The sequence below is a fragment of the Zobellia alginiliquefaciens genome (assembly GCF_029323795.1).
Taxonomy (GTDB): domain Bacteria; phylum Bacteroidota; class Bacteroidia; order Flavobacteriales; family Flavobacteriaceae; genus Zobellia; species Zobellia alginiliquefaciens.
This window is the reverse complement of the sequence record NZ_CP119758.1, coordinates 2,796,443-2,821,073: the sequence shown is the minus strand read 5'-3', so window position 1 is coordinate 2,821,073 and position 24,631 is coordinate 2,796,443. Positions and strand designations below refer to the sequence as shown.

12 protein-coding genes are annotated in these 24,631 nt (G+C 37.9%); 8 read left to right on the top strand and 4 right to left on the bottom strand.

Translation table 11 applies throughout. The features are described 5' to 3' along the window. Positions 1–2: 2 nt before the first annotated feature. Complete coding sequence (locus P0077_RS11845) at positions 3–1,184, bottom strand: hypothetical protein (RefSeq protein WP_276165461.1); 1,182 nt, start codon at positions 1,182–1,184, stop codon at positions 3–5. A 364-nt stretch (positions 1,185–1,548) separates the two neighbouring features. On the opposite strand from P0077_RS11845, the gene P0077_RS11840 reads away from it, so the two are divergent. The 8 genes from P0077_RS11840 (at position 1,549) to P0077_RS11805 (ending at position 17,256) form a co-directional block, all read left to right on the top strand. Continuing rightward, complete coding sequence (locus P0077_RS11840; RefSeq protein ID WP_276165460.1) at positions 1,549–3,399, top strand: hypothetical protein; 1,851 nt, start codon at positions 1,549–1,551, stop codon at positions 3,397–3,399. Between the two features lie 529 nt (positions 3,400–3,928). Then, positions 3,929–7,102, top strand: coding sequence for a SusC/RagA family TonB-linked outer membrane protein (locus tag P0077_RS11835; RefSeq protein ID WP_276165459.1), 3,174 nt, complete (start codon positions 3,929–3,931; stop codon positions 7,100–7,102). A gap of 12 nt (positions 7,103–7,114) precedes the next feature. Further along, entirely contained in the window at positions 7,115–9,022 is a 1,908-nt protein-coding gene (locus P0077_RS11830; protein ID WP_276165458.1) for a RagB/SusD family nutrient uptake outer membrane protein, read from the top strand. Positions 9,023–9,041: 19 nt separating this feature from the next. Continuing rightward, positions 9,042–11,867, top strand: coding sequence for a SusC/RagA family TonB-linked outer membrane protein (locus P0077_RS11825; protein WP_276165457.1), 2,826 nt, complete (start codon positions 9,042–9,044; stop codon positions 11,865–11,867). A gap of 23 nt (positions 11,868–11,890) precedes the next feature. Beyond that, on the top strand, positions 11,891–13,705 hold the full coding sequence (locus P0077_RS11820) for a RagB/SusD family nutrient uptake outer membrane protein (RefSeq protein WP_276165456.1): 1,815 nt from the start codon (positions 11,891–11,893) through the stop codon (positions 13,703–13,705). Positions 13,706–13,721: 16 nt separating this feature from the next. Next, a complete protein-coding gene (locus P0077_RS11815) occupies positions 13,722–14,624 on the top strand; it encodes a DUF1735 domain-containing protein (protein WP_276165455.1) in 903 nt (300 codons plus the stop codon). A gap of 24 nt (positions 14,625–14,648) precedes the next feature. Further along, complete coding sequence (locus P0077_RS11810; protein ID WP_276165454.1) at positions 14,649–16,175, top strand: PKD domain-containing protein; 1,527 nt, start codon at positions 14,649–14,651, stop codon at positions 16,173–16,175. Positions 16,176–16,362: 187 nt separating this feature from the next. Further along, the gene (locus P0077_RS11805) at positions 16,363–17,256 is read left to right on the top strand and encodes a family 16 glycosylhydrolase (protein ID WP_276165453.1); all 894 of its coding nucleotides are present in this window, start codon (positions 16,363–16,365) and stop codon (positions 17,254–17,256) included. Positions 17,257–18,238: 982 nt separating this feature from the next. On the opposite strand, the gene P0077_RS11800 is transcribed toward P0077_RS11805, so the two are convergent. The 3 genes from P0077_RS11800 to P0077_RS11790 form a co-directional block, all read right to left on the bottom strand. Further along, positions 18,239–20,077, bottom strand: a complete 1,839-nt coding sequence (locus P0077_RS11800; RefSeq protein ID WP_276165452.1) for a glycoside hydrolase family 13 protein — start codon at positions 20,075–20,077, stop codon at positions 18,239–18,241. A gap of 117 nt (positions 20,078–20,194) precedes the next feature. Beyond that, complete coding sequence (locus P0077_RS11795; RefSeq protein ID WP_276165451.1) at positions 20,195–22,102, bottom strand: helix-turn-helix domain-containing protein; 1,908 nt, start codon at positions 22,100–22,102, stop codon at positions 20,195–20,197. 240 nt (positions 22,103–22,342) lie between these two features. Continuing rightward, complete coding sequence (locus tag P0077_RS11790) at positions 22,343–24,631, bottom strand: alpha-amylase domain-containing protein (protein WP_276165450.1); 2,289 nt, start codon at positions 24,629–24,631, stop codon at positions 22,343–22,345.

Below are 24,631 nucleotides of genomic sequence, written 5' to 3'. Positions count from 1 at the left end.
ACTTATTCTTTTACTATTTCCAGCTCTAATAATTCACAACTCATTTGGGTTCTTTGCATGCCACTAACTTCAAATAGAGCATTAAACTTACTTCGTTTTTCGGGAAGTTTTGCTGTTAGTTCTTTAAGCCATTTTTGGTCGGTAAACAAGTGTAATGTAGCCATGACCCCAATATCGTTATTGGATACAAAAAATAGGGCATCCTTGTTGGGGCTTAATGTTGAAAAGGAAACAAGTGCATACTCTACTTTTTTACCGTTTTCAAGTTTTGTATTGTAAATTTTCTCTTTTCCATTGTTCAAAACCTTAAATCCATCTCCATATGTAGCAAAAACTTTACTATCTTTTAAAAAAAACGACTTAGAAAGATTCATAGTCTTAAATTGACCTATAAAAATGATGTTATTTTCTTTAATATTGTTCAGCGTGACATTACTTTCCAACTCAAGCTTAAAGTCACTGTTCCATTCGAAAAACCAGTTATCCAAACTCTTAATCCCATAGGGAGCCATTTTTGAAACTAGTGTAAAATCTGTCACTTCCAGCTTTCTATCTGGATGCTTCTTTTTAAAAGCGAAAAAATCTTCATTACTATTAACTTCGGAATACATCGTCGGGTGTTTTTCTCCCTGGATATTTGTATGCATCATCATGTATTGATCCGAAATGATTACCAAATTTTCGTCCTTATTATCAAAAAAAGCTTTCCAAATATCGGGTGGCCGATTAGAGTAAACACACAAGCCCAATGTACTAACCAAAGCTAAAAACAGAATCAACCCTATAATTTTTAGCGATTGCAAGGAAATACGGAACTCAGCGTATCTGGTATGCTTAAAATATTCTTTTGGAGAAACAAAATCCAAATTGTATTGTCCCTTTTTAACTTCAAATATTATTTCATGCTGCAAATTCTCATTAGAATAATACGCTGCTAATTTTTTACGAAGTTTATACATGTGTGTGCGTACCGTTCCGTCATTTTTGTCATCTAAATAGTTTTTACCAAAAAGTTCGGTTCCAATGGTAAATTCCTTAATATCCTTTTTCTCTATCGCCTTTTCAATTAGGTAATTCAGTAATTGTTTATATACTAAAGAATTAGTGAAAATTGGATGAGCACATAAATCATCGAGGGCTTTTTTTATAATTTTTTGGTCTGCTTCGGTTATCATATCACTCAAATATACTCTTTGTTTTGAATTAACCTAATGTCTTTACTTTTATACAAGAGTGTTAAAAAAATACTTAAATGTCTAATTATCAACATTCTAAAAATACTCGTTAACAGTTAAAGACACAGTATCCTCTACAGTTTCCTTACTGTATTTTTTATCATTAAATATCTCACTTCGGCTTACATTGCATAACACTCATCTGTGCTACTATAATCCCATTTGCTTAAAGATCCAGCAATTAAAACGAAGAATATTTCTATGAATCCTTCAAGATTATATAGAGAGGAAAAATAATTAACCATAAAAAAAAATAATGTACTCCAAACTCCTTTTAACTCTCCTTGTCTTAGTTTTTATATCAACAAATCTAATGACCGCCCAAAGTCTAGGTTATAACAACAACCGTATTGCTATTAGTGCAGACGGAAACAATCAGCCAGATAACCACCCCGAAGCAAAATGGCCACGTGCCGACCCTGATGACTGGGCTGGCACTCCTGCGGCTTTGGCCATAATTGCAAAGCTAGGATTACAAGACAAATTGGTTCACTTCTCATACAACAATTTTATTGCCGCAACTGCACATACCACAGAAACGAACTATATGGCCGACGGGGTAAACGGTGCCATAGAACGTTGGAATTTTGATTCCACACGGTTTTTTGACGTTCCGGAAAACAATAACGCAGCAATTGACCATTTGGCAAATGAGATTAAGAAATCCACAGCCAAAGATCCTTTGTATTTTGTTCATATGGGACCATCTGAATTTTTCTACAGGGCAGTAGAGAAGATTGTAGATGACGGCAATAAAGAAGCTTTAGGAAATGTATACGTTATTTCCCATAGTGGCTACAATGACAATCACTTGCGCAGAAATGCGCATCATACCATGAAAGAAACTATAGCATTAAGCGGAAATCTTATCAAGTATAAAAAAATAAAGGATCAAAATGCGTGTGAAGACCCTAGCAAACTATGGTGCTCCAATACAGATTTCTCTCCATATCACTGGATGAGGGACCATTCGGACCCAGACATCAAATGGCTGTTTAGTAGAACTCAATTTCATCCCCAAAATAAAGGAGCAGATATATCTGACGCCGGTATGGTTTGGTACTTGCTTTTGGGTGATGAAGATGGAAATCCTAAAAAACTGGAAAAGTTTATTGGAAATGGTATTTCCCCACTTCCCAAGTGTGACGATGCTAAGTTTGTAGGTATTAAGGATTTTGAAATATCACAAGTAGACTCTTTTGTAAAACCCTACAAATATCACTCTAGAAACGCAGTAGCAATTGACGCGGTTACCCACAAAAATAAATTTGGAGCAACGCAGAAGATATTTGAAGGAAACAGCGGAACTTACGACATTACTCTTACCACTTTGACGGAAGAAGACGGCGAAAGTACCTACCGACTTAAGGTTAACGATGTATTAATTGGTGAATTCCAAAATCCAGCAAACAGTCCGGATATGGCTCCCTACTCTAAAACTTTTGAGAATGTGTCCGTAAAAACAGGCGATGTTATTCAAATTGAGTCCAATACCCATTCCAACGGTAAAATCCCCGAAGGTGATGCTTACGCTTTTGCTCGTGGAAGGTGGAGGTCTATTTCCTTTAAATGTGCTTCTAATTGCAATGTTGAAGAAAAAGATGGCCTTCTTGTTTTTGAGGCCGAACGCTTTGACTTAAAGGGAGCTTGGAAACTTGGAAAAGATACCGAACGAGCTTCAGGTGGGGCATATATTTATTTTGACGGGGATAATTCATACCCCAAGGTAAATATGAACAACGTTATTTCATTTACTTTCAAAATAACTAATCCAGGGGCTTACACCATAAAGTGGACAATGCGACAACCAAAAGGACACCGTGGTACTGACAAGGGAAATGATATATGGATTTACTTATCAGAAAATATTGGATATGCCAAAGACCTACAACTCAACCATTTTGAAAAATATTATGGTCGAAGCGATGACAGTTTCACACTTAATGGCGTAGCAGAAATACATAGCGCGGGTCATGGCTGGTTAACAGGGAATTTTCCTGAGGCTGGTGAGTATACTTTAAACATTGGTGGTCGCTCTCATGGCCTACAAATTGACAGGTTCGTTTTTTTCAAAAATATGACTATTGATGAAGCTCAAAACCATATCGACTCCATATCTGAGACATTAAATTGCGGTATACAGAAGTCTTTACCCGCAGAGTAAAATAAGCTCACTTAAAAGAGGACTTTACCGTATCATTTATTAAGCACTTTTTCTCAATACAATAAAATTTCCTACAGGGATTACTATGTATATCCCTGTTCATTCCTGCAATGATTTAAGATGATCAGAAACATCTTAAACAATATGAAATTACCAGAAAACACCCCTTAAATTATCTATTTAAAAAAATATAGATTTCAAAAATATCATATGCGCAAAATATTAACACATTTTAATATTTATGACCATATGTTACGTCCATAAACCCATATGAAGCAATTTAATTAACATAAAATTACATCTTTTGCAATACCAATTTTAACCACATATATATGAGATTCAATTTACTTTTTATCAAGAAAATCCAACCTTTTTTTCTTTTTCCGAAAACTGTTACGAGCCATGTGATTATTCTATTTCTGAAACCAATCGTCCGAAATATGTGGACAAAGAAAGGCATGCTTATGACCATTAGCATCAATGCGATACTTCCCAGGACATATATGGTAAATACGCTAACCTAAAATTTATGCTAAACATAATTATGATGAATAAAAAATGGAAAATTAAGTTCAGCAATAATTGTCCTCGCTTACTCCTGTTTTTGTTGTGCATAGCAAGCCTATCTGTCAACGCACAAACTAAAACAGTTACCGGAACCACCAAAGACTCGGATGGCATAGAACTTCCGGGTGTTAATATTATTGAAAAAGGAACCTTCAACGGAGTCGTTTCCGATATAGACGGCAATTTTTCAATACAATTAGAGAATGACCAATCCGCTATATTATTATTCAGCTACATAGGCTTTAAAACGGTAGAAATACCGGTAGCAGCGCAGACTACCATTAATGTAAACATGGAAAGCAACGCAGAACAACTGTCAGACGTGGTGGTGGTTGGCTATGGAAGCCAAAAAAAGGAAACAGTAGTTGGTTCCATTACCCAAGCAAAAGGAGAAGAGCTTTTAAAAGCAGGAAGTGTAACCACCATTTCCGAAGCGTTAACAGGACTTCTTCCGGGTGTCACAACCATGCAGGCCGCAGGCCAACCAGGTTCTACAGCAGCCAACATTCTAATTAGGGGTCGCTCCTCTTGGACCGATAGTTCTCCTCTTTATATGGTGGATGGTGTAGAGCGTGATTTTAATAACCTTGATCCAAACGAAATCGAGTCGATTTCAGTATTAAAGGATGCTTCGGCCACCGCTGTTTATGGGGTTAAGGCAGCAAATGGGGTTATACTTATTACCACCAAACAAGGTCGTATTGGAAAACCACAAATACAGTTTACGGCAAACTTCGGCATGAAATCACCAACGATAGATACAGATTATGCGGCCGATTATGCTACCAATCTGGAATACTTTAATCTTGCCCAACAGAATGATGGTAATTACGATAAGCTTGTACCTCAATTTTATATCGATAGATGGAGGGACCCAGCGTATGCAGATAACCCATACTACCAATATACCTCCTTTATCAACTCGTTGATGAAAACAGGTTATACCCACCAATACAATCTTAATATTAGTGGAGGTAACGAACGTGTAAAATATTTTACATCATTCGGCTATAATTATGACGGGGATATTTTTGATTTACAAAAACAACCGGAATTCGACCCTCGTACATATCAACATCGTTTTAATTATAGAACCAACTTAGATTTTAACTTCTCAAAATCTACATTGTTCAGTGTCAAGCTTTCCGGTGACATGACCAACTGGAACGGAAACTTTAATACAAAAAACACAAACGGAGGTATTGCAGGCAGTGGCGGCACAATTATGCAGCGCATGTATTCTACAGCGCTTATTAATGCCCCGGCGGTATACGAGAACGGTAGGTTAGGCTATGATTATAACAACTCTATTAATGTGAACTACTTGGGAATGATGGAACGGGAAGGCTCATATGGCAAAAAGAGCAATCGTCTCTATACCGATTTTATCTTAAAACAAGATTTGAACGATAACGTCTATGTATCGGGAAAACTATCCTATAATTATTATAGGAACTATCTATCCGAAGTTAGTAAAAGATGGAACGATGCTCCAATTTACTACTACGTTCCTTCATCGGATGGTTATAATCCAAATTTAGATAACAACGGAAATGTTGTTCAAGAACCAATTACCCTAGATGATTTTGAGAACCCCGCAAGATTGGGCAATGAAAATATAGATGGTTACAATAGCAGTATATATTATGAACTGAACGTTAATTACAACCAAACTTTTGGAGACCATAAAGTTAGTGCTTTAGGTCTATTTCAACGCCGAAAAGACAAATACGGTGCTAGCTTTCCTCATTTCGAAGAGGGATGGGTAGGCCGTGTTACATATGGTTATAAAAACAAGTACCTTTTTGAATCCAACGGAGCTTATAATGGTAACGAAAACTTTGCCCCTGGTAAACGTTTTGGTTTTTTCCCCTCTTTGGCTCTTGGCTGGGTTTTGACAGAAGAGAATTTCGTTCAAGATAAGCTGTCGTTCATAAATTTCTTCAAAATCAGATATTCTTACGGAAAAATAGGTTCAGACAAAGGTTTGGGAAACAACAGGTTTGCCTACCTCAGCTCCTACTCCAGCAATCAAATTAGAATGGCATATGGTTATATCCCAAACATTACTGGAAACCAAAATGCAGATGGACTTTATATTTATTCGGAGGATGACCCACCGGTACAGGATGTCTCTTGGGAAACGGCAATTAAACAAAATTTAGGTTTTGAATTTAACGTATTGCGCAGTAGACTAAGAACAACTGTAGATCTTTTTAAAGAAGATCGTGAGGGTATCTTAATGCAAAGAAGAACTATTCCTAATTGGTACGGAAACGCAAACCCTTATGGAAATATAGGAAGAACCAAAAACCATGGGGTAGATATTGAATTGCAGTGGGACGATAGTTTTGATAATAGTTTCTCTTACTGGCTTAAGGGAAATCTTTCCATTACGGAGAACAGAATTGTAGAAAGAGACGACCCTACTCCTACCCCTGACTACCAAAAAGAAGCTGGCAAACCTATAGGTTGGACCAAAGGAATGTTGGGTACCGGATTGGCACAAAACTGGGACGACGCTTACGCCTATACTCCTTCGGCACTACTTCCTGGAGGATATATACCCGGGGACCTCACATACAACGATTATAACGCAGATGGTATTATTGACCAGAACGACCAAGTTTCTATTGGAGACCCTTCTTATGCCACTAAATCCTTTGCTTTTTCATTTGGTCTTGGTTACAAAAACTGGAGCCTAACCACTATGTTCAATGGAATGTATGGTATATCCAAGCAATTATCCGCTAACTTCTTATACGCATACAACACCAATTCCAGTCTTGGGTTCATGCTTAAGAACAATGAACAAAAAGATGCGTGGACACCAAATAACACAGATACGGATGTACCGGTACTACACACTTCAGAAACTGATCATTATAAAGAAAGTAGTAACTATTCTTATAGGAATAGCACATTTGTAAGGCTTAGGAATGTTGAACTCAAATATAGTTTACCTAAAAAACTGCTAGAGAAGGTCGGCGCCTTTGACAATTTTGAATTCTATATAAATGGAAATAACCTATACACTTGGCAATATCTTCCGAGGTCGTTCGACCCCGAAGCCAATAGATTAGAGGTCTACCCCATTACAAAAAGATATAATGTAGGCTTAAGGGTTTCATTTTAAAATATGATAAACATGAAAAAATATACTACAATACTAATTGTATTATTAACATTCTCTCTGGGGCTAGTTTCCTGTGAGGATTATTTGGATGCAGATCCAGAAATGGGCATTGACGCAGAGGTTGTCTATTCAGAATACTACAACTACAAAGGGGCTGTAGATAGGGCCAACTGGCTAGTTATGAATTATGTGGCTACTTCATCTAATTGGGGAGCCTATGTTGGCGCTATGGGAGATGAGCAACAAGCCGTAAAAACAGATATGCCCGTTTATAAATCCATTAACCAAGGCCTATGGCAAGACGCTAACTGGAGAGATTTTGGTATGAATTTCAACTCAGAAACCAGCTACGGGTCTGACCCATATTACAACTCTCCTGCCGGCAAATCCCTAAAGGCAATTAGAGCTATGGGACTAGCAATTGAAAACATTGAGAAGCTTACCGATTTTCCCGCTGAAGTAGGTGCCTCTCCAACAGAATTAAAAAATCAATTACTTGGCCAAGCACATGCACTTAGGGCATGGCATATGTTCGAAGTAGTTAGGCGTTATGGAGGTATAACATTAATAGACACTACGGGTGGAGAGCGTAAGACATTCTCTACAGAATTCAATTTTGATCACATAAAACCAACATTTCAGCAATGTGCAGATCTTATTGCCGCTGATTGTCAAGATGCAGTTAAATATTTACCGAATAAATGGAAAGACCCTTTAGATATTGGTCGCTTAACCAAGGCTTCTGCCTATGCCATTGAAGCTATGGCCTACATGTATGCAGCAAGTCCTTTAATGAACACCAATGGAGATGCTTTACCCTTTGGACAAGACTCATACGACGAAACATATGCAAAAAAGGGAATTACAGCAATGGTAAACGCGCTTAAGCTGGTCAATAGTGGAGCTACCCGATATAAACTTTACGACAAGGATAGCTATATGGAGAATTGGATGTCGCAAGATAGAGCTATTAGTGATGAAGCCCTATTTCAACCTGTCCCAACAAACTCGGACAACTGGAATTTACCTATGAACCGGAGCAACTCCGGAGTAGGATGGTTCCTTCCTCAACATGATGGTGGGTGGGCCGTATTCAACGTTCCTACGCAAAACGCAGTAGATAAATTCGAGACCATAAACGGATATCCCGTAGAAAATTTCTCTTCGGCCGATCCATCGTTCGATCCTAACAACCCTTATGATAACAGAGACCCCCGTTTACGTTCGTTCATTTACTGCCCGGGTGATGAAATGTACCTAGCAGACCCAGGTGGAGGAAATAACTCTACTTATGAAAATCAAGCTTGGTCAAATCCTGGAGACGAAGGTTGGCACTATAAGTATTATAGAGGCAAAAGTCTTGTTTACACAGGTTATTTTGACGCAGGAAAATGGAGAAAATTGGGATATAACAAATATGATAATAAGTGGGCCCAGAACTATTACCGAATTTTTCCGCTTATCCGTTTAGCAGATATGTATCTAGGTTTGGCGGAGTTGGGCAATGAAGTATATGGTCCTTCCACGAATATACCAGAAGCCGTTTCCGCCGGTATTGATGTAACAACAGCTAGCCAAGCAATGAACAAGATACGCAACAGGATAGGAATGCCAGATGTTCGTTCTGAATTCTTAACAGATAAGTCAATCTTTAGAGAAAGGGTAAGAAATGAATGGGCGGTAGAATTCTATGGAGAGTTCCGTCGATGGAGAGATATCCGCAGATGGCGCACAGCCAAAGATTTGTTGGCGGAAGGAATCTTCGAAGCCAGTGTAACTAAAAATGCAGATGGCTCATTTAACTATGTCAACAAAAAATTGGATGTCCCAAGGGTCTTTGAAGACAAGCATTATTGGTATCCCTTGGATATTAAGTATGTAAATATGTTTGAATCATTTAAACAAAACCCTGGTTGGTAACAATAAACAAGTATAAATTATGAAACAATATATATTGACACTATCATGCGCTTTGCTTTGTCTATTTTGCATAGATGATGTCATGGCACAAGATGGAATTCGTAACACAAAACAAGACACCCTGTTGCTACCGTTCACCAAAGTGTCCGAGAATAGGCTTGTAGGAGCCATAGACGTAATTACAAGTGATGAGTTGTTACACTCTGGATATCCAAGCCTATCAGCGGCCATAGAAGGTCAGGTTCCCGGCTTTACGCTAGGGCGTGTAAGAGGAAGATCCAGAGGTGGACAAAATGATGGTCCGCTAGTGGTTATAGACGGACTTTCTAACCGTTTTTTAAGTTCTTTACAATTAGAGGAAGTAGACATAGTTTACATCCTTAAAGATGCAACGGCCAAAATGTTGTACGGAAGTAGAGGGGCGAACGGTGTAGTAGTTATAAAGACAAAAAGAGGCACAAATTCTAAAAAAAGAATCTCCCTTCTTGTAGAATCCGGTATCCGGAGCGCGGGAAATTATCCGGAGTTTGTTGACGCCCGCGATTACATGAAATATCGTAATCAAGCCCTCAGAAACGACGGAAAAGATATTTTATTTTCCAACGAAGATGTTGCTTTGGCAGGAACGGACTATAGATATCCGGATGTGGATTATTATGATATGTTCGTCAATGACACAAAGAATTACAAAAATGTAAATGCCCAGCTGGTAGGAGGTGACGAGAAAACCCGATATTTTTTCAATCTGGGTTATGTAGGCGAAGATGGTATTGTAAAGGTTGGAGAAAAAAACAAGAACAATGCTGTAAATGTAAGGAGTAATTTAGATTACAAAATAAACGATGTCATTTCCGTAAATCTAGATATTTCAGGACGTTTCTTTACGGAAAACGGGAGCCATGTTAGTGATAACGAACTTTTTAACCAGTTATCCAGTACCAAGCCTACGGATTACCCAATTTTCATTAGTGCGCAAGCAAATGTGGATTCATTGGGAACTTCAGACATCGTAAACGGAAAGAACCTATACGGAGAACTTGCCTATTCCGGTTATCAGAGACGCACAACGTCTATTGCACAAACCAATATAGGAATGAACTTTGATCTCAGCAGATATATTAAAGGATTAAAAGCTAGGGCTTATGCCACTTTTGATATGAACAACTATATATCCGAAGGAAAATCACTTACCTACCGTACACTAAAACCTGCATTGACCGCGGCGCAGCAAGATACTCTTATAGTAAACGGCGTTTACAACCCAAAAGGTAATGAGCAACGTTTGGGGGATTCTTATTATCGAAACTTAGGTGGTGGAGCTTATTTAGATTATGACCGGATTTTTGGTAAACATGCTCTAAATGCTACTCTCAACTATCTAGTAGACAATAAGACCGTAAAAACCGTCGCCGCTAATATGGAGACAGTACAAGATGACAAGAGTATGAACTTTGGATTGAGATTGAACTACGCATTTCAGGATAAATATGTAGCTGAAGTGACTTCATCCTATATGGGATCAACTAGGTTCAACAAAGACAATAGATGGAAATTGTTCAATGCTTTTGGAGTGTCTTACATTGTATCCGAAGAAAAATTTATGGACAATCTGGGAGCGATAAACTACTTAAAGCTCAAAGCGTCTTACGGTAAAATTGGCTATGACCAATCCTTCCAATATTTATTATACAACGACTACTACCAATATTGGTCAGGAAGTTATGCTACGGGGGTCAAAAACTCAGAATCATTAATAGGCACTCAATATGTACAAGCCGGGAACCCCAATTTAACCTATGAAACATCTACTGAATTGAACATAGGCATAACCACCAGGATGTTTAGGAATAGGTTCAGGTTGGATGCGGAATTCTTTACCGAAAAAAGAGAAGGCATGCCTACCACTATACAGTATGCATTTCCTAAGTTAGCCGGTACGCCAAACATCGTTGCCAACTACAATGCAATAGACAACAAAGGTTTTGAGGTATCTGCCAAGTGGGGAGACCAATTGGGTGACTTCGGATACTCTATTGGTGGTAATTTCACACATTACATTTCACAGTGGGCACAGTACGATGAGCTAAATGATTTTTCGTTTCAAAACACTGTCGGTCAGGATACAGATGCCATTTGGGGCTATGTTGCCGACGGTTTTTACACTAGTGCGGAAGATATTGCAAGTTATGGTGCCCAAAACGGCGCCCCATTAACCTCTAGTTTAGGACCTATAATCCCAGGGGATCTAAAATTTAAAAACCTATCTAATTCTAGCTCCGAATACACCTATGATGATAATGTAATAAATAACTTTGATCGGACCGTAATAGGAAATAGTACGCCTAGGTATATCTATTCCGCAATACTTAATCTTCAATATAAAAAATTCAGTTTTTATGCACGAGGACAAGGCGTAGGCGGGTTCGATAGAATGAATGCATGGAATTCTTATTATACCAATAAAGGAAATGCCAAGTACTCTAAATTTGTTTATGATGCGGCCGTTCCAACATTTGATAGCTCCGGCAATGCTATTGGCCTAGCTAATGCAAACTACTCCCTACCGAGGTTAACGAGCGAGAATTCTGCCCATAGTTATAATAGTTCTACGTTCTTTTTAGAGAATGCCTACTATTTTAAACTAAATAATATAGAGTTAAACTATAAATTTCCAGATGTTGTTCCTGCATCGATCGCAGCTCAAGACCTCAACATATTTATTAAAGCGGATGACCTCATGACTTTCCGTAGCGATTGGTCTTTAGATGCTCAATCACCAAATTCCGGTTTAACCTCAGCTCCAAGATATACCACCGTCTCTTTAGGTGTGAAAATAGGCTTCTAATGAAAACAAAAAAATATTAAAAGATGAAAAATATAAGTAACTATATATTACTCCTACTACTGTTTATAGTATCAGTAGGCTGTAGTGACTATTTCGAACCTAACTTTAACAATAATCTAAGTGAAGAAACAGTACTGGATTATGAGCTAAATCCTGAATATGTAGAAGGCCTTTATGTGCCTGCCTATGGAGCCATTCCAGGAAGTTACACAACATTTTCTGGTGACTTTCTAGATTGTGCTACGGACAATGCCGTTTCTAACGATTACAACTCTACCGCTTGGAAAATGCACACGGTCTCCAATTTTTTCACCTCTGGCAATTACCCCATTTACACTTGGAACAATAACTACAGGTATATTAAAAACATCTACAAATTCCTTTCCGTAGGCCTTAATGATGATATTGTGTACCGAAACTCCAATGAGGATAGAAATATCCAGATAAAAAAGAGAATGGAGGGAGAAGCGCATTTTTTACTAGCCTTAAATTACTTTCAGCTTTTAAGAGATTATGCCGGACCAGTAGACGGTGAAATCATGGGTATTCCTATTGTTGACAAGGTCATAACAGAAGAAGAGGCTTTAGAATTAAAAAGAGCTCCTTATGCAGAAAGTGTGGAGTTTATTGTTGCACATATAGATACTGCACTAACCTCAGGGTTATTACCTGAATATTCGGATGAATACGTGAACTCACACCCAGATGACAACCTACAGTCTACCATATATGGAGACGGACTTGCAGGTTTACCTACAACGGTTGCCTGTAACGCATTAAAATCTAGATTACTTCTCTATGCTGCAAGTCCGGCTTTTTCCGCAGGTAACTCTGCTCAGGCAGCTGGTTACTATACACGGTCTGCAGAAGCGGCCAAAAAGGTTATAGATGCTCTTGGTAATCTACCCGATATTTATCACCCAAATACCATAGATGACGACTTTTTTACCAAGGTAGATGCTAACCCTGAGTTAATTTTAAGAAGGGCAAACCAAACAAAGGCTTGGGAAGAAGACAACTACCCGCCCTCATTAGGGTTGTCCGTTCAAGGTTCCACAAACCCATCGCAAAACCTTGTAGATGCTTTTCCTATGAGCAATGGTTACCCAATAACAGACTCGGCAAACTCGGAGTATAGCGAGGATATGCCCTATGAAAACAGAGACCCGCGCTTTTACATGACTATTATCTATAACAATGCGGAATTTCATAACCTCAACATTCAAATGTGGAACGGAGGCAATACTTCCGTAGGCGCTGCAAATATTTCAGACGATTCACGTGTTTCCCGTACCAACTATTATTTAAGAAAATGGATAACTGAAAAACCAAGTTTCGTTGCTGGTGTAAGTTCTGAAACCCCTTGGCACTTTACAGCCATGTTCCGTGCAGTGGAAGCCTATCTGAATTTTGCGGAAGCGGCTAATAACGCGGTAGGACCAGATGTAATGATTGATGGTCTTTCGGCAAGACAAGCATTAAGACTAGTTCGTAATCGCGCCGGAATCCCAGCTGATGGGGACTCCTCCATAGCTAGCGACCCCTATTTAGCAAGCTTGACAGATTTAACCGATCTCATTAAAAACGAGAGACGTATCGAACTGTGCTTTGAAGGTCATCGCTTTTATGATATTAGACGATGGGGCGATGATTTAAATACCACTGTTAAGAAATCGGAAGTTTCTACTGATGATAATGGAACTACATTCAACTATAACTTTAACGAGAACGTATACCCAAACCAAGTTTCTTTCCCTGATTATATGAGATACGGAGCAATACCAAGGAGTGAAATATTAACAAGCTCTAATTTGAAACAAAATGATGGTTGGAAATAACTCAAAAATGAAAAAAATGAAAAAGATTACCATACTTCCGCTGTTTCTTGCTTTTTTGATGACTGCTTGTTATGACGATTATCAAACAGATTTTGAAAGTACAGCTGCATATTTTGCTAATCAATATCCCGTTCGTACCGTCATATTGGACCCAGGGTCAGATACTTTTGAAATTAATGTGGGAGCCACTTATGGTGGCAAATATTCCTATGATGGTGCATTAGCGACTTTAAATTATACCATTTCGGATACTTTAATAACCAATAATTCGGAATATACGGATATGGGTATCAAGGTGATGCCGTCTTCCTGGTATACGCTGTCCGACCCGTCTACTATAAACATTACGGATTCAAACGTTGGTTTTGTTAACGTGACCATCAAAAGAGACTCTTTGGTAAAGTACCCAGAGGGAGCGCAGAACACTTACGCTATTCCGTTCCTACTGACCGGAGGTACAACCGATTCTATTCTTGATAGCAAGAAATTTTCCATTGTTGCCGTTAAATTTAAGAATGAATTTGATGGTCGTTACTATGTTAAGGGCAAAGATGATGAACTTAACCAAGACGGCACCGTTGCTTCTAGCATAGAGTACAATAACCCAGCATTGGTTTTGAATAAATTCGTTTTTCTAAATACGAAAGAGCGAGACGTTCTTTCAGTACCTCGCATCGGTGATAATGAGAGTGGTAGTGATTTTATATATAACCTGAAGTTCCGTCCTTCGGATGGTTCTGCTTTGCTATCGGCAGACACAACCTCGGTAATTACCGAGTTGGTTGGTTCCGCCCAATATGATTATGACACTCAATCGTTTATTTGCAAATACAATTACAAGCATAATGATGCGGAGCATAGCGTAATCGATACGTTAATTTACGCGAATACGGAAATTAACATGGAAAGTTGGAAATAATCATAATATAAAAAAAATAACGAGATGAAGAAAATAGCATACTTTTTAATATCCGTGTTTTTTGTCTTTTCCACTCCTTCTTGTGAACAAGAGGATTATAGAGATGTAAATATTACACACGATATGAAAGAAAAGGCCACAAAAGAATTTGTGGGTGATCTAACTTCAAATATTATTGCAAAAGATTTAGAAGGCACCATAGTCAATGAAATAGATATGGGAAAAGTCTTTTTTGTTATTGACAATACAGAGGGAAACTCAGACATTAGTGAATGGGAAATTACCAAAGGAGAAGAAACCATTACATCCAAAGAACAAATGGTTAGACTGAATTTTTCAAATCCTGGAGAGGCCTTGATAAAACTAACCTCTACACGTTCTTCGGATGGAAAAACAACAACTTCAGAAACTACCATAACAATTAAAAGTGTACCTGTCAAAACCAGCTTTATCACCCAACCTGTAGATGATGGGGCTGATATCAATATTTATTCCAGCAATAGTATAACGTTCACAAATACCTCCCAAGGATCCCCTACTGAATTCAACTGGGTTTTTGAAGGTCCCGAGGAGACCCTAAGCTCAACGGAGGAAAACCCAGTAATGACCTTTATGACACCCGGAATTTACAATGTATCCTTTTCCGCTAAGCGTGATGATGGAGACGAGGGTATTTCTGCAGATACCATTGAAAGAATAGGATATATACAAGTAGAACAACTTGTTGTAGAATTAATCAGGGCCGTGGCAACCGACAATAAAATTGAATTGCAATTTACTCAGCCTATTTCTCAAGATATTCCTGCCAATGCAATTAGCGAATTTATGCTTACGGTCAACACCAATAATGGAGCCGTTTTGACCCCGGATATATTATCAATTGAAGCCACAGGCGAGAAAACTGTTGAATTGAGCTTTGGTGACAAAATGTACAGTGATGACGAAGTTCTTCTATCGTTTAATCCCACAGGTATCCTAAAAGACGCCACTGGAAATTACAACCCAGAAATGATTACTGATGAACCATGCGTATACGGTCACAATTTATGGAGTGGTACGGATACGGAAGATGAATCTAAATTTGCTCTTTCAACAAATAGCAGTGGAAACGGATTCTTTAGATTTGTGAATGAAAACTCAGCTGAACTCCCCATGGAACCTTATCAAGGTCGTAGTTGTATTGGCTTTGTTAGAGGAGATGATAAACTTGGCCTAAGTGTTATGCAAGGTTATACGGTAGCTGAAGGAGATGTGGTTGTTCTAGCCTATGAAGGCAAACGAATTGAAGATGTTGCCGGCGCTATAGAGCGTAGAATGTCAACTACAATTGCCAGTGGTAGTAATGATGCTAATGGAAACTGGTCAAGCGCCAACAGCAATGGAGGATTAAATGAATGGATTACTGTAACAAAAACACTCAACGTGAGTGCAGACACCAAAGGCGTTACCGGAGAATTATTCCTGACATTCTTCCGTTACGGTGGCAACTCTGATACGGCTGCCATATGGATCGATAACTTAAGAATTTATAAGCCTAATCCACGCCCGTAGCAATAGGTGCGATTACGAATAAACTAAAATTTCCGACAGCAAAGAATGTTGTCGGAAATTATCATCAGTGTATTAGTTTCTTAACACACTACCTGATATATAAAAACAGCTTCAAAAACAGAAAAAACTTCCAATATTTTAGATATTAGGTTCGACTAATAAACATTTAAGCAATTGCAATTATCTTATGAAGACACAAACAAAAATTTCAAAATTACTATTGATGATGGTCTTTCTTTACGTTACCAGCTCCATATTTGCACAAGATGGGCCATACTTCAAGAAAGGAGAGGACCCCATTCCTGAAAATAAGTCGTGGAGATTGATAGAAGATATGTCCGATGAATTTAACGGCACCAAAGTAGATCAACAAAAATGGCAGATTTCGGGTCAAGGGTGGATAGGTCGTGCTCCTGGATTGTTTCTTGCCGAAAATATAACTGTAAACAATGGAACTTTAAATATAACTACAACCAAGCTTCAAAAGCCAGTGGTCAAACATAAAAAAACATTCACACACGGTGGTGGCTATTTAGGTTCAAGAAAAGGCATGACCTATGGTTATTATGAATGTGAAATGAAGGCGAACAAAACTTTTATGTCCTCTACGTTTTGGCTAATAAATGAAGGAAGGAATGTAGTGAACTGTGATAAAAGAACAACGGAATTGGATATTCAAGAATCTGTGGGAGAAATAACAAATGATGCCGAATGGATGAAAAATTTTGATCAGGCAATGAACTCTAACACACATAGCAGAAACATACCTGATGATTGTAATTATGAAAAAGGGTCTAATAAAGCAAAAGCAGAATTAGGCGGTAAAGTCTACGATGATTTTCACGTATACGGCGTATGGTGGAAGTCTAAAGATGAGATTATATTCTTTTTAGACGGCAAAATGCAATCTAAAGTTAAGCCTCCCTCTGATTTTGATATTGAAATGTACTTAAGAATGGTTGTTGAGACATATGACTGGAATCCGGTACCTGAAGATGGGGGCATGACTGGCTCAAAAGAAGACAGAACAACTAGTTACAATTGGGTAAGATCATGGGAATTGGTTGAAATCAAGAATTAGTGGCCACTTAAAACTAATCTAAGTTGTGCATTAGCAATTTGGCAACCACTCCGGTTGTGAACCATTTAGTCATTATTATACCCAATATTACAAGAGCAGCTTATAGTTCAAAATTCGTAAGAACTTAAGGCGTTGGTAAATTTGAAATATCGGGATTTAAAATCTCCCGATATTTAATTTATTATAAGAGAGTCGTAATTGATAGAAGAATTATCTGACAGACACTTGGAATGACACAAATGAAATAAGATTTAATAAACTAATATTAAGCTTTATTAATACCGGTCATCATAAGCTTTGCTAATTCAAAATTAATTAATAATATTTGCCTAAAATTACTATAAATCAGCGTATACGTTATCGAATACGGTTTTAAGAAAAAGAACGGGAAATAGACCTAAAATTGTGGTTATCGTCAAACTCATAACCCGAAGGTCGCTGGTTCGAGTCCAGTCCCCGCTACTAAGCAAAAAGGCTTCTGAGAAATCAGAAGTCATTTTTTATGCCTTGTACTTCTTTTTTTTACGCTCCGCGAACAAAAGCGTAAACACTTACTTCCCCATAAAGATAAACTATGTCGAACCTAAAATCCATACAGGAGGAGTATCAATGTTTCAAAGTGGTCAAGCCTAACAAAACTGAACGGGAGGCGGCCCTAAAAAAACATTGGTTCGTTTATTTTTGATTTCGAGACCCTGAGACCTGTAAACAAAAAGGGTTGCCATTTATAAAGAGTGGGACCAATAGACTAAAAAGCTAATTCACCTTTTTATAGTACAATTTATTAAAGGCCTGGACAATTTAGAAAAGTACGTGACCTCCTCGTTTCTTGTATAAAAAAAGCAACAGGGAACTGTTGCTTTTTAAACTTACTTAACTCAATTATCCAAACTACTACTCATCCAGTCTCAACAATTTACTTTATATTGAAATTCTTCGTAAACACCTACCACTACACAACTATCAGACTTGGATAAATTATTTACTCTACCTCAATAATCATCGCTGTTTTTCCTGAAATTTTTAAGTTGTCTGCAGCCTTATAAAGCTTTCCAGTTAAAATATCCTTTCCGGAAAGTTTACCTTTAAGCACTTCTCTATACTCCTTTATATCTATGTTGGCGGGGTTTTTATCCTTATTCAATATAACCATAACCATTTCATTATTTGTATATCTAAAGAAAACATAGGTGTTGTTAACTGGGGCAAAATGTAAAAGCTTACCATTATGAACAGCATTGTTATCTTTTCTCCAATTAAAAAGTTGAGTTAGGTAATTCTTAGTTTCCAACTGTGACTGGGAAAGACCTTCCCCCGTAAAGGCATTTATCTTATCTTTTGCCCATCCCCCGGGAAAATCGGTGCGAATAATACCATGGTCTTCTGTACCCTTATTGCCCATCAATACTTCCGTACCATAATAAATCTGTGGTATTCCCCGAATAGTAGTTATATAGGTGAGCGCTAGCTTAACCAAATCTGCATCTTCATGTAGTTGTGTATAAATACGACTCATATCATGATTATCCGGAAATACCACTAAATTATTGGGGTCTGGATACAAATAATCTTGACCTATTTCCTCATAAACAGCGTTCCATGAACTAGGGTCGTTCAATGAAGTGATCAACGCATGCTGAACAGGAAAGTCCATAACACTTTTTAATTCTGAAGTATAGCCATTGGCATTCTCTTTCCCCTTTTGCCAGTACGAAACAATTGTAGGACGCAATACCCATTCTTCCCCTACAATATTAAAATCGGGATACTCTGCCATCACTGCCGCAGTCCAGTCGCGCATAAAATACATATCCGGATATGGATACGTATCCATACGGATGCCAGAAATACCAGAATATTCTACCCACCACAGTGTATTCTGTATTAAATACTTGGCCATGGACCCGTTACGCTGGTTTAAATCGGGCATGGTAGGAACGAACCAGCCATCAAAAAACTCCTTGGTATCTTTTTTAGTGGCATACGGGTCTAAGACTACCGTTTTTCTATGATTGGTTTGTGTATACGTATCCCACTGGTTAATCCAATCATTAGAGGGCAAGTCTTTCATCCACCAGTGCTCCAACCCACAATGATTGGCAATCATATCCATAATTACCTTCATCCCCATTTCAGAAGCTTGATCGCACATTGCCTTAAAAGATTCATTACTTCCGTATCGGGGGTCTACTTTGTAAAAATCGGTAATTGCATAGCCATGGTAACTATAGCTTGGCATATTGTTTTCCAGAATTGGATTGGTCCAAATGGCCGTAAATCCCATATCCTTTATATCTTCTAAGTGATTTACAATACCAGCAACATCGCCACCATGTCTTCCTCCTTTATCTTTTCGGTTTGGCTTCTCTACCATTCCGTTTACCGTATCATTGCTTGGGTCGCCATTTACAAAACGGTCCGGAGTAATTAAGTAGATGGCATCCGTGGTATTGAAACCTTCTATATTTTTACGATTGTTTTCTCGCTCTTTTATTTCATACGATTGTACAAAGGCGGATGCACCATTTTTTTTAAAATCTAACTGTAAGTTTCCTGGCTTGGCAGTATCACCAATATGCAAGGTCAAGAACAAATAGTTTGGGTTGGCTACCTTTTTAATACTTTGCAATTGCACATTTTCATAGGGTTCTAAAACTACCTCAAAAGCAGCGATTTCGTCACCATATACCAGCAATTCTATGGTATTGTATTCCATACCCACCCACCAATTAGGTGGCTCTAATCTCTCTATTGCATTTTGGGCCGCTAATTGGGTAAAAGAAAGCACCATAGCCAATATCAAAGTTGTTACAATTTTCATCTTATTAGTTTTAATTTAAGTTGAGAAAACTAAACTAATGGGAAATGGGTAATGTATCGACTTATATTATAACTTGGTATATATTTTATAAAATGACACTTTCTTTGAGCCTATAGACTAGCTCTTTCTTAAATCATTAAAATATTCTCTAGGAGATTTATCGGTTACTTTTTTAAACGAACGATTGAATGATGATTTTGAATTGAAACCTACAGCCAAGGCTATGGCCAAGTAGGTCTGATTCTTATATTTCTCCTCCTGTGCACGCTCTATAAAATCTTGAATTCTATAATAGTTTACAAAATCCCTGAAATTTTTGGAGTATCCCGCATTGATGGTTTTGGAAAGGGCATGCACATTGGTATCCATTTTTTCGGCCAACTCCGGTAAACTTAATTCTGGATTTAAATATACTTGCTCTTCAATCATTTTTTGGTGCAATGCCTGCTTCAGTTCCTTTAGATCATCTGTATTGATTTGCGAACGATTTACTTCAGGTTTTGACTCTTCTACTTCTACAACGGCCATTCTAAAAATTTCCGGTTGCTTTATAGCGAAATATCCCAATAAATAAACCACTACTGAAAAAACGGCCCAAAGAACATCGATCAATAAATTTGCGGTATAGTTTATGGGATTATCACTATATGTACTATAAATGTCAACTAGAACGATAACCGTCCACAACACCAAACAAATGCCGAGCACCATCATTATGACATTCAAATATTTTATATTCTGATCAGTAGAATAATTGACTTCAATATTTTTAAAATACATTTTAATTTTCCCCTTAATTCTAAACCAATACCAAATATTGAACATTAATGCTAAAAGCACAATCACTTCATAAAAAGCATAGGGCGGAGATTCCAAAGATTGAAATAAATTTTGCTCAATAAATGTATGGGTGGGATTAAAAGAAAAACTGATATATATAATAACTTGTATTAAAAAAGGTATGAAATGGGGCCAATAGGCCCGAAACGACTTTTTGCTATGTTGTAATAACCGTTCGATGTAAATTAAAAATATGGGACCGTATAAGAAAAAGACCAAATCAGTTAATAGTGATAACCTTGGGTAATCTGTATAAATTACCCGATCATAGATTACTACTCTGGAAATTAATGTAAAGGATATGATAAAAATGAGAACACTCAGTGCCTGATTGGCCCATTTGTTATTATTTCTATTGGAATTAATTATAAATATCAGAAAAAAGCCTTGAAGAGCAGTCAGAATTAAAAGTAAGGTGTAAGGGTTAAATATACCGTAAGACTGGTCCTCCCAGTACGTTATTGAGTTTTTTATGGGCTGACCCAAACGAATTTCTTTACTACCCAATATGCGATTTGGTATTGGTCTACCGTAACTATTGCCCTCTACCGTGAGCCAATTACCACGCGTAAACTTATATTCCAACGGTTCTGTATACACAGGAACCTCCACGCGATAGTTTCCATTGGCGATCGGCTTCATTTTGTAGCGTTGATCCCCGGGTACCCAACCATTAAAATTACCACATATATACAATGAAGAATTAGGAGGAGTGTTTTGGGGTATCTCCGTCAATATAATCGCTACTTTTTTTGGTTCGGCCTGTTCCTTTAAAAGGTCTGACCAACCCGCTACCTGTAAGGTCAATGTTTCTTCTATAGCGTTGTTAAAAGAGTGCTTTCTTACCGTGAGCGGTGTTCCATCTTTCTTAACCTCTACCGTAGGCCAACTACCTCTGGTGATTTTATACGATATCCAAGAACCATTAAAAAACTTATTTCTTAACTCGTATGTTCCGTCAACTTTTCTCGTAAACCTGTAGTTGATATCCGCAGGATTCCAGTTATTAAATGTGCCCGTTAAATATAGTACGTCTGATTGTTTGGTTTCTTTTGGCACATAATCTATTACAAAACTTGTTTGAGCGACCAAACTGCTTATGTTCAGATAAAGTATGGCTATCCAAAAGGACTTAAAATAATAATCGCTTGCAAAAATTTGTCTAAGTATCTTACTGAAAATCATTTAATCCATAACTTTTAATAATTGGTAAACGAACCGAAAATTACCATCCGCTTATATCAAGCAAGACAAAGCTTTTAAGAACCGACTCTTCAAATGAAGTATTTGACTCTAAAAAATATAAAAATAAGGAGTTTCACTATACAAACAACGCGCATTCAATCTTATGACTAAATGGGATAGAAAAAATAAAGGCTGCCAAGTGGCAACCTTTACTACTATTAAACTAACTAAACTAACATCCTAATTCAAACTGATATCATACGTATGGCTCAAAACATCCAATTTAATCGTATAATTGCCCGCTGTTGAAATCATTATATTATCTCCATCTTGTCCCAACGAATTACCTGCTCCACTATTACCCAAGTTGACATCCCATGTATCGTTAAACCTAAATTTCATTTCACCGGGCATCAGATCAGTAATTATAGTCCATACCTTATTGGTCATATCGTAAACCATATCAGTATCCGAATCGTCCCAACCGTTTGGCGTTGCCGAACCAATAATTGCCCAACTACCAAGATTAAATGTTCTGTTGGTCACGTCTAAATCTATTTGATAGCTACCTGCGGTTATAGCGATATTATCGCCTCCATCAACTAAAGTACCTTCTGTGCCTGTGCCACCAAGGTTTACATCCCAACCATTATTGGCTCGGAATTTCAACTCCCCGTCTGACAATGTAGCACTTACGGTCCAAACATTTCTATTAAAATCATAAGACATATCCGTATCTGGGTCATCCCAACCGTTTGGTGCAGCAGAACCGATAATAGCCCACGTATTTGCCGACCATGTGTTATTGGCCAAGTCCACATTAATTTCATAATCTTGAGGCCCCGATAAAACAATATTATTCCCTGGAGATGCTAATACGCCCGAAGCACCATCTTCTTCATCAGCAAAAATTCCATTATCCCAATTAGGTGCATCGGTAAATTTAAACTCGTTGTTAGCTTCAGTAAAACTAACGTGACCTCTAAAGGTCCCTGCTAAGTTTGGTAATTCCAAAGCGTTAAGCATTGGTGCCGAAGATGGGTCCCATCCTTGGTAACCACCAGGTACATACAATGCTTCCGGGAAGGCCAATTGTTCGTCTTCTGTAGCTGCCCAAATTGCATAGCCGTTGGCAGGTGCTTTTAAGGTTACCGTTCCGTTAGCATCTGATTGCTCAAAAATTAAATATTCTTCTGTGTAATCTTTAATGTTCGCACTTAGCCAATGCGTTTCTACCTCTCTTGTTACCTCAGCATCAGTTAAGTTGATGTATAATACTAATCCTGGCTTCTCTGCATCACCGCCTCTGATGGCTGCGAACTCCTGGTTAGAAACGTGGTTCACGGTCCAATCCCCAGCAGCCAGTTTTGAACGAATCTGAATCAGTTGATTGATTTTAGCTTTCTGTTCTTCACCACTATCTTCATAATGTGAATAAAAAACACAAGGATACCCAGGAGCACTCATAATGTAGGCATACGCATGAGTTTCGAAATCATCTGGAAATTCGTTGCTACCATCTCTAGCTTCCGTATCATGATTGCCTACAAAAGTTACCGCCTTATCTGGCATAGTAGATATTAAGCTTGGTTTTACCAACTCATTTAAATTTCCATTTAGGAAAGCGTTACGCATGTTAAAGAAGTTAGGGAAATCGAATGCATTAGTTCCAGAAGCTTCTACCCATGGACCAACCACACCTTCCACATTACCATCAAAATTCTCACCTACACTATAACCACCTACCGTTGTTATCCAATCTTTAATGACTTCAGGAGAAAATCCTTTTACATAATCAAATCGCCAGCCATCTATCCCTAAGGTGTTCATGTAATAATTAGCTACAGATTCTTCTGAACGCCATAACCAATCGCGTACATAATCATTATTCAAATCCAAATCGGGAAAACCACCAAACCGACCTTCGTCTTCTAAATTTTCTGCATTGGGTAAATAGTTTAACCACGTTCTATTGAACAAACCAGATTCTGGCTCAAATAAAGTGTAAGTATCAATTTGTCTAAATTCATTGTACTCTAACTGACCACCAGAATTGTGATTTAGAACGATATCTGCAATAACAGCTATGTTATTTTCATGCGCTGTACCAATCATATTTTCTAATTCGGCACGATTACCAAAACGAGTTTCTACGGTACCATGCTGCTGAAAATCGCCAAAATCGAAATAATCCGCAGGGTCATAACCCATAGAAAAACCACCACTTTGACCTTTAGAAACTGGCGGTATCCAAATAGCATCAATACCATTGGCTGACCAGCTATCTAATTTAGATTCCACGTTGTTCCACCATATCCCTCCATCGGTAACATCCCAATAAAAGGCTTGCATCATAACACCATCACCTGGTATCTGTACTTCTGTTCTAGCAGCCGCTGAACCTGAAGCCATATCCTCGGCATCATTAGCCTCTTTAACGTTTAAAGGTGAAAAATCATCATTAGTACAAGCTGCAATCAATACTGATAATGCAACGAGACTTAGATTTATATATTTTTTAATTTTCAT

Excerpts from the sequence above, each read along its gene's own strand:
- P0077_RS11840 (WP_276165460.1), top strand. The coding sequence starts at position 1,549 with ATGACCGCCCAAAGTCTAGGTTATAACAACAACCGTATTGCTATTAGT.
- P0077_RS11835 (WP_276165459.1), top strand. The coding sequence starts at position 3,929 with ATGCTAAACATAATTATGATGAATAAAAAATGGAAAATTAAGTTCAGC.
- P0077_RS11830 (WP_276165458.1), top strand. The coding sequence starts at position 7,115 with ATGAAAAAATATACTACAATACTAATTGTATTATTAACATTCTCTCTG.
- P0077_RS11825 (WP_276165457.1), top strand. The coding sequence starts at position 9,042 with ATGAAACAATATATATTGACACTATCATGCGCTTTGCTTTGTCTATTT.
- P0077_RS11820 (WP_276165456.1), top strand. The coding sequence starts at position 11,891 with ATGAAAAATATAAGTAACTATATATTACTCCTACTACTGTTTATAGTA.
- P0077_RS11815 (WP_276165455.1), top strand. The coding sequence starts at position 13,722 with ATGAAAAAGATTACCATACTTCCGCTGTTTCTTGCTTTTTTGATGACT.
- P0077_RS11810 (WP_276165454.1), top strand. The coding sequence starts at position 14,649 with ATGAAGAAAATAGCATACTTTTTAATATCCGTGTTTTTTGTCTTTTCC.
- P0077_RS11805 (WP_276165453.1), top strand. The coding sequence starts at position 16,363 with ATGAAGACACAAACAAAAATTTCAAAATTACTATTGATGATGGTCTTT.
- P0077_RS11800 (WP_276165452.1), bottom strand. The coding sequence starts at position 20,077 with ATGAAAATTGTAACAACTTTGATATTGGCTATGGTGCTTTCTTTTACC.
- P0077_RS11795 (WP_276165451.1), bottom strand. The coding sequence starts at position 22,102 with ATGATTTTCAGTAAGATACTTAGACAAATTTTTGCAAGCGATTATTAT.
- P0077_RS11790 (WP_276165450.1), bottom strand. The coding sequence starts at position 24,631 with ATGAAAATTAAAAAATATATAAATCTAAGTCTCGTTGCATTATCAGTA.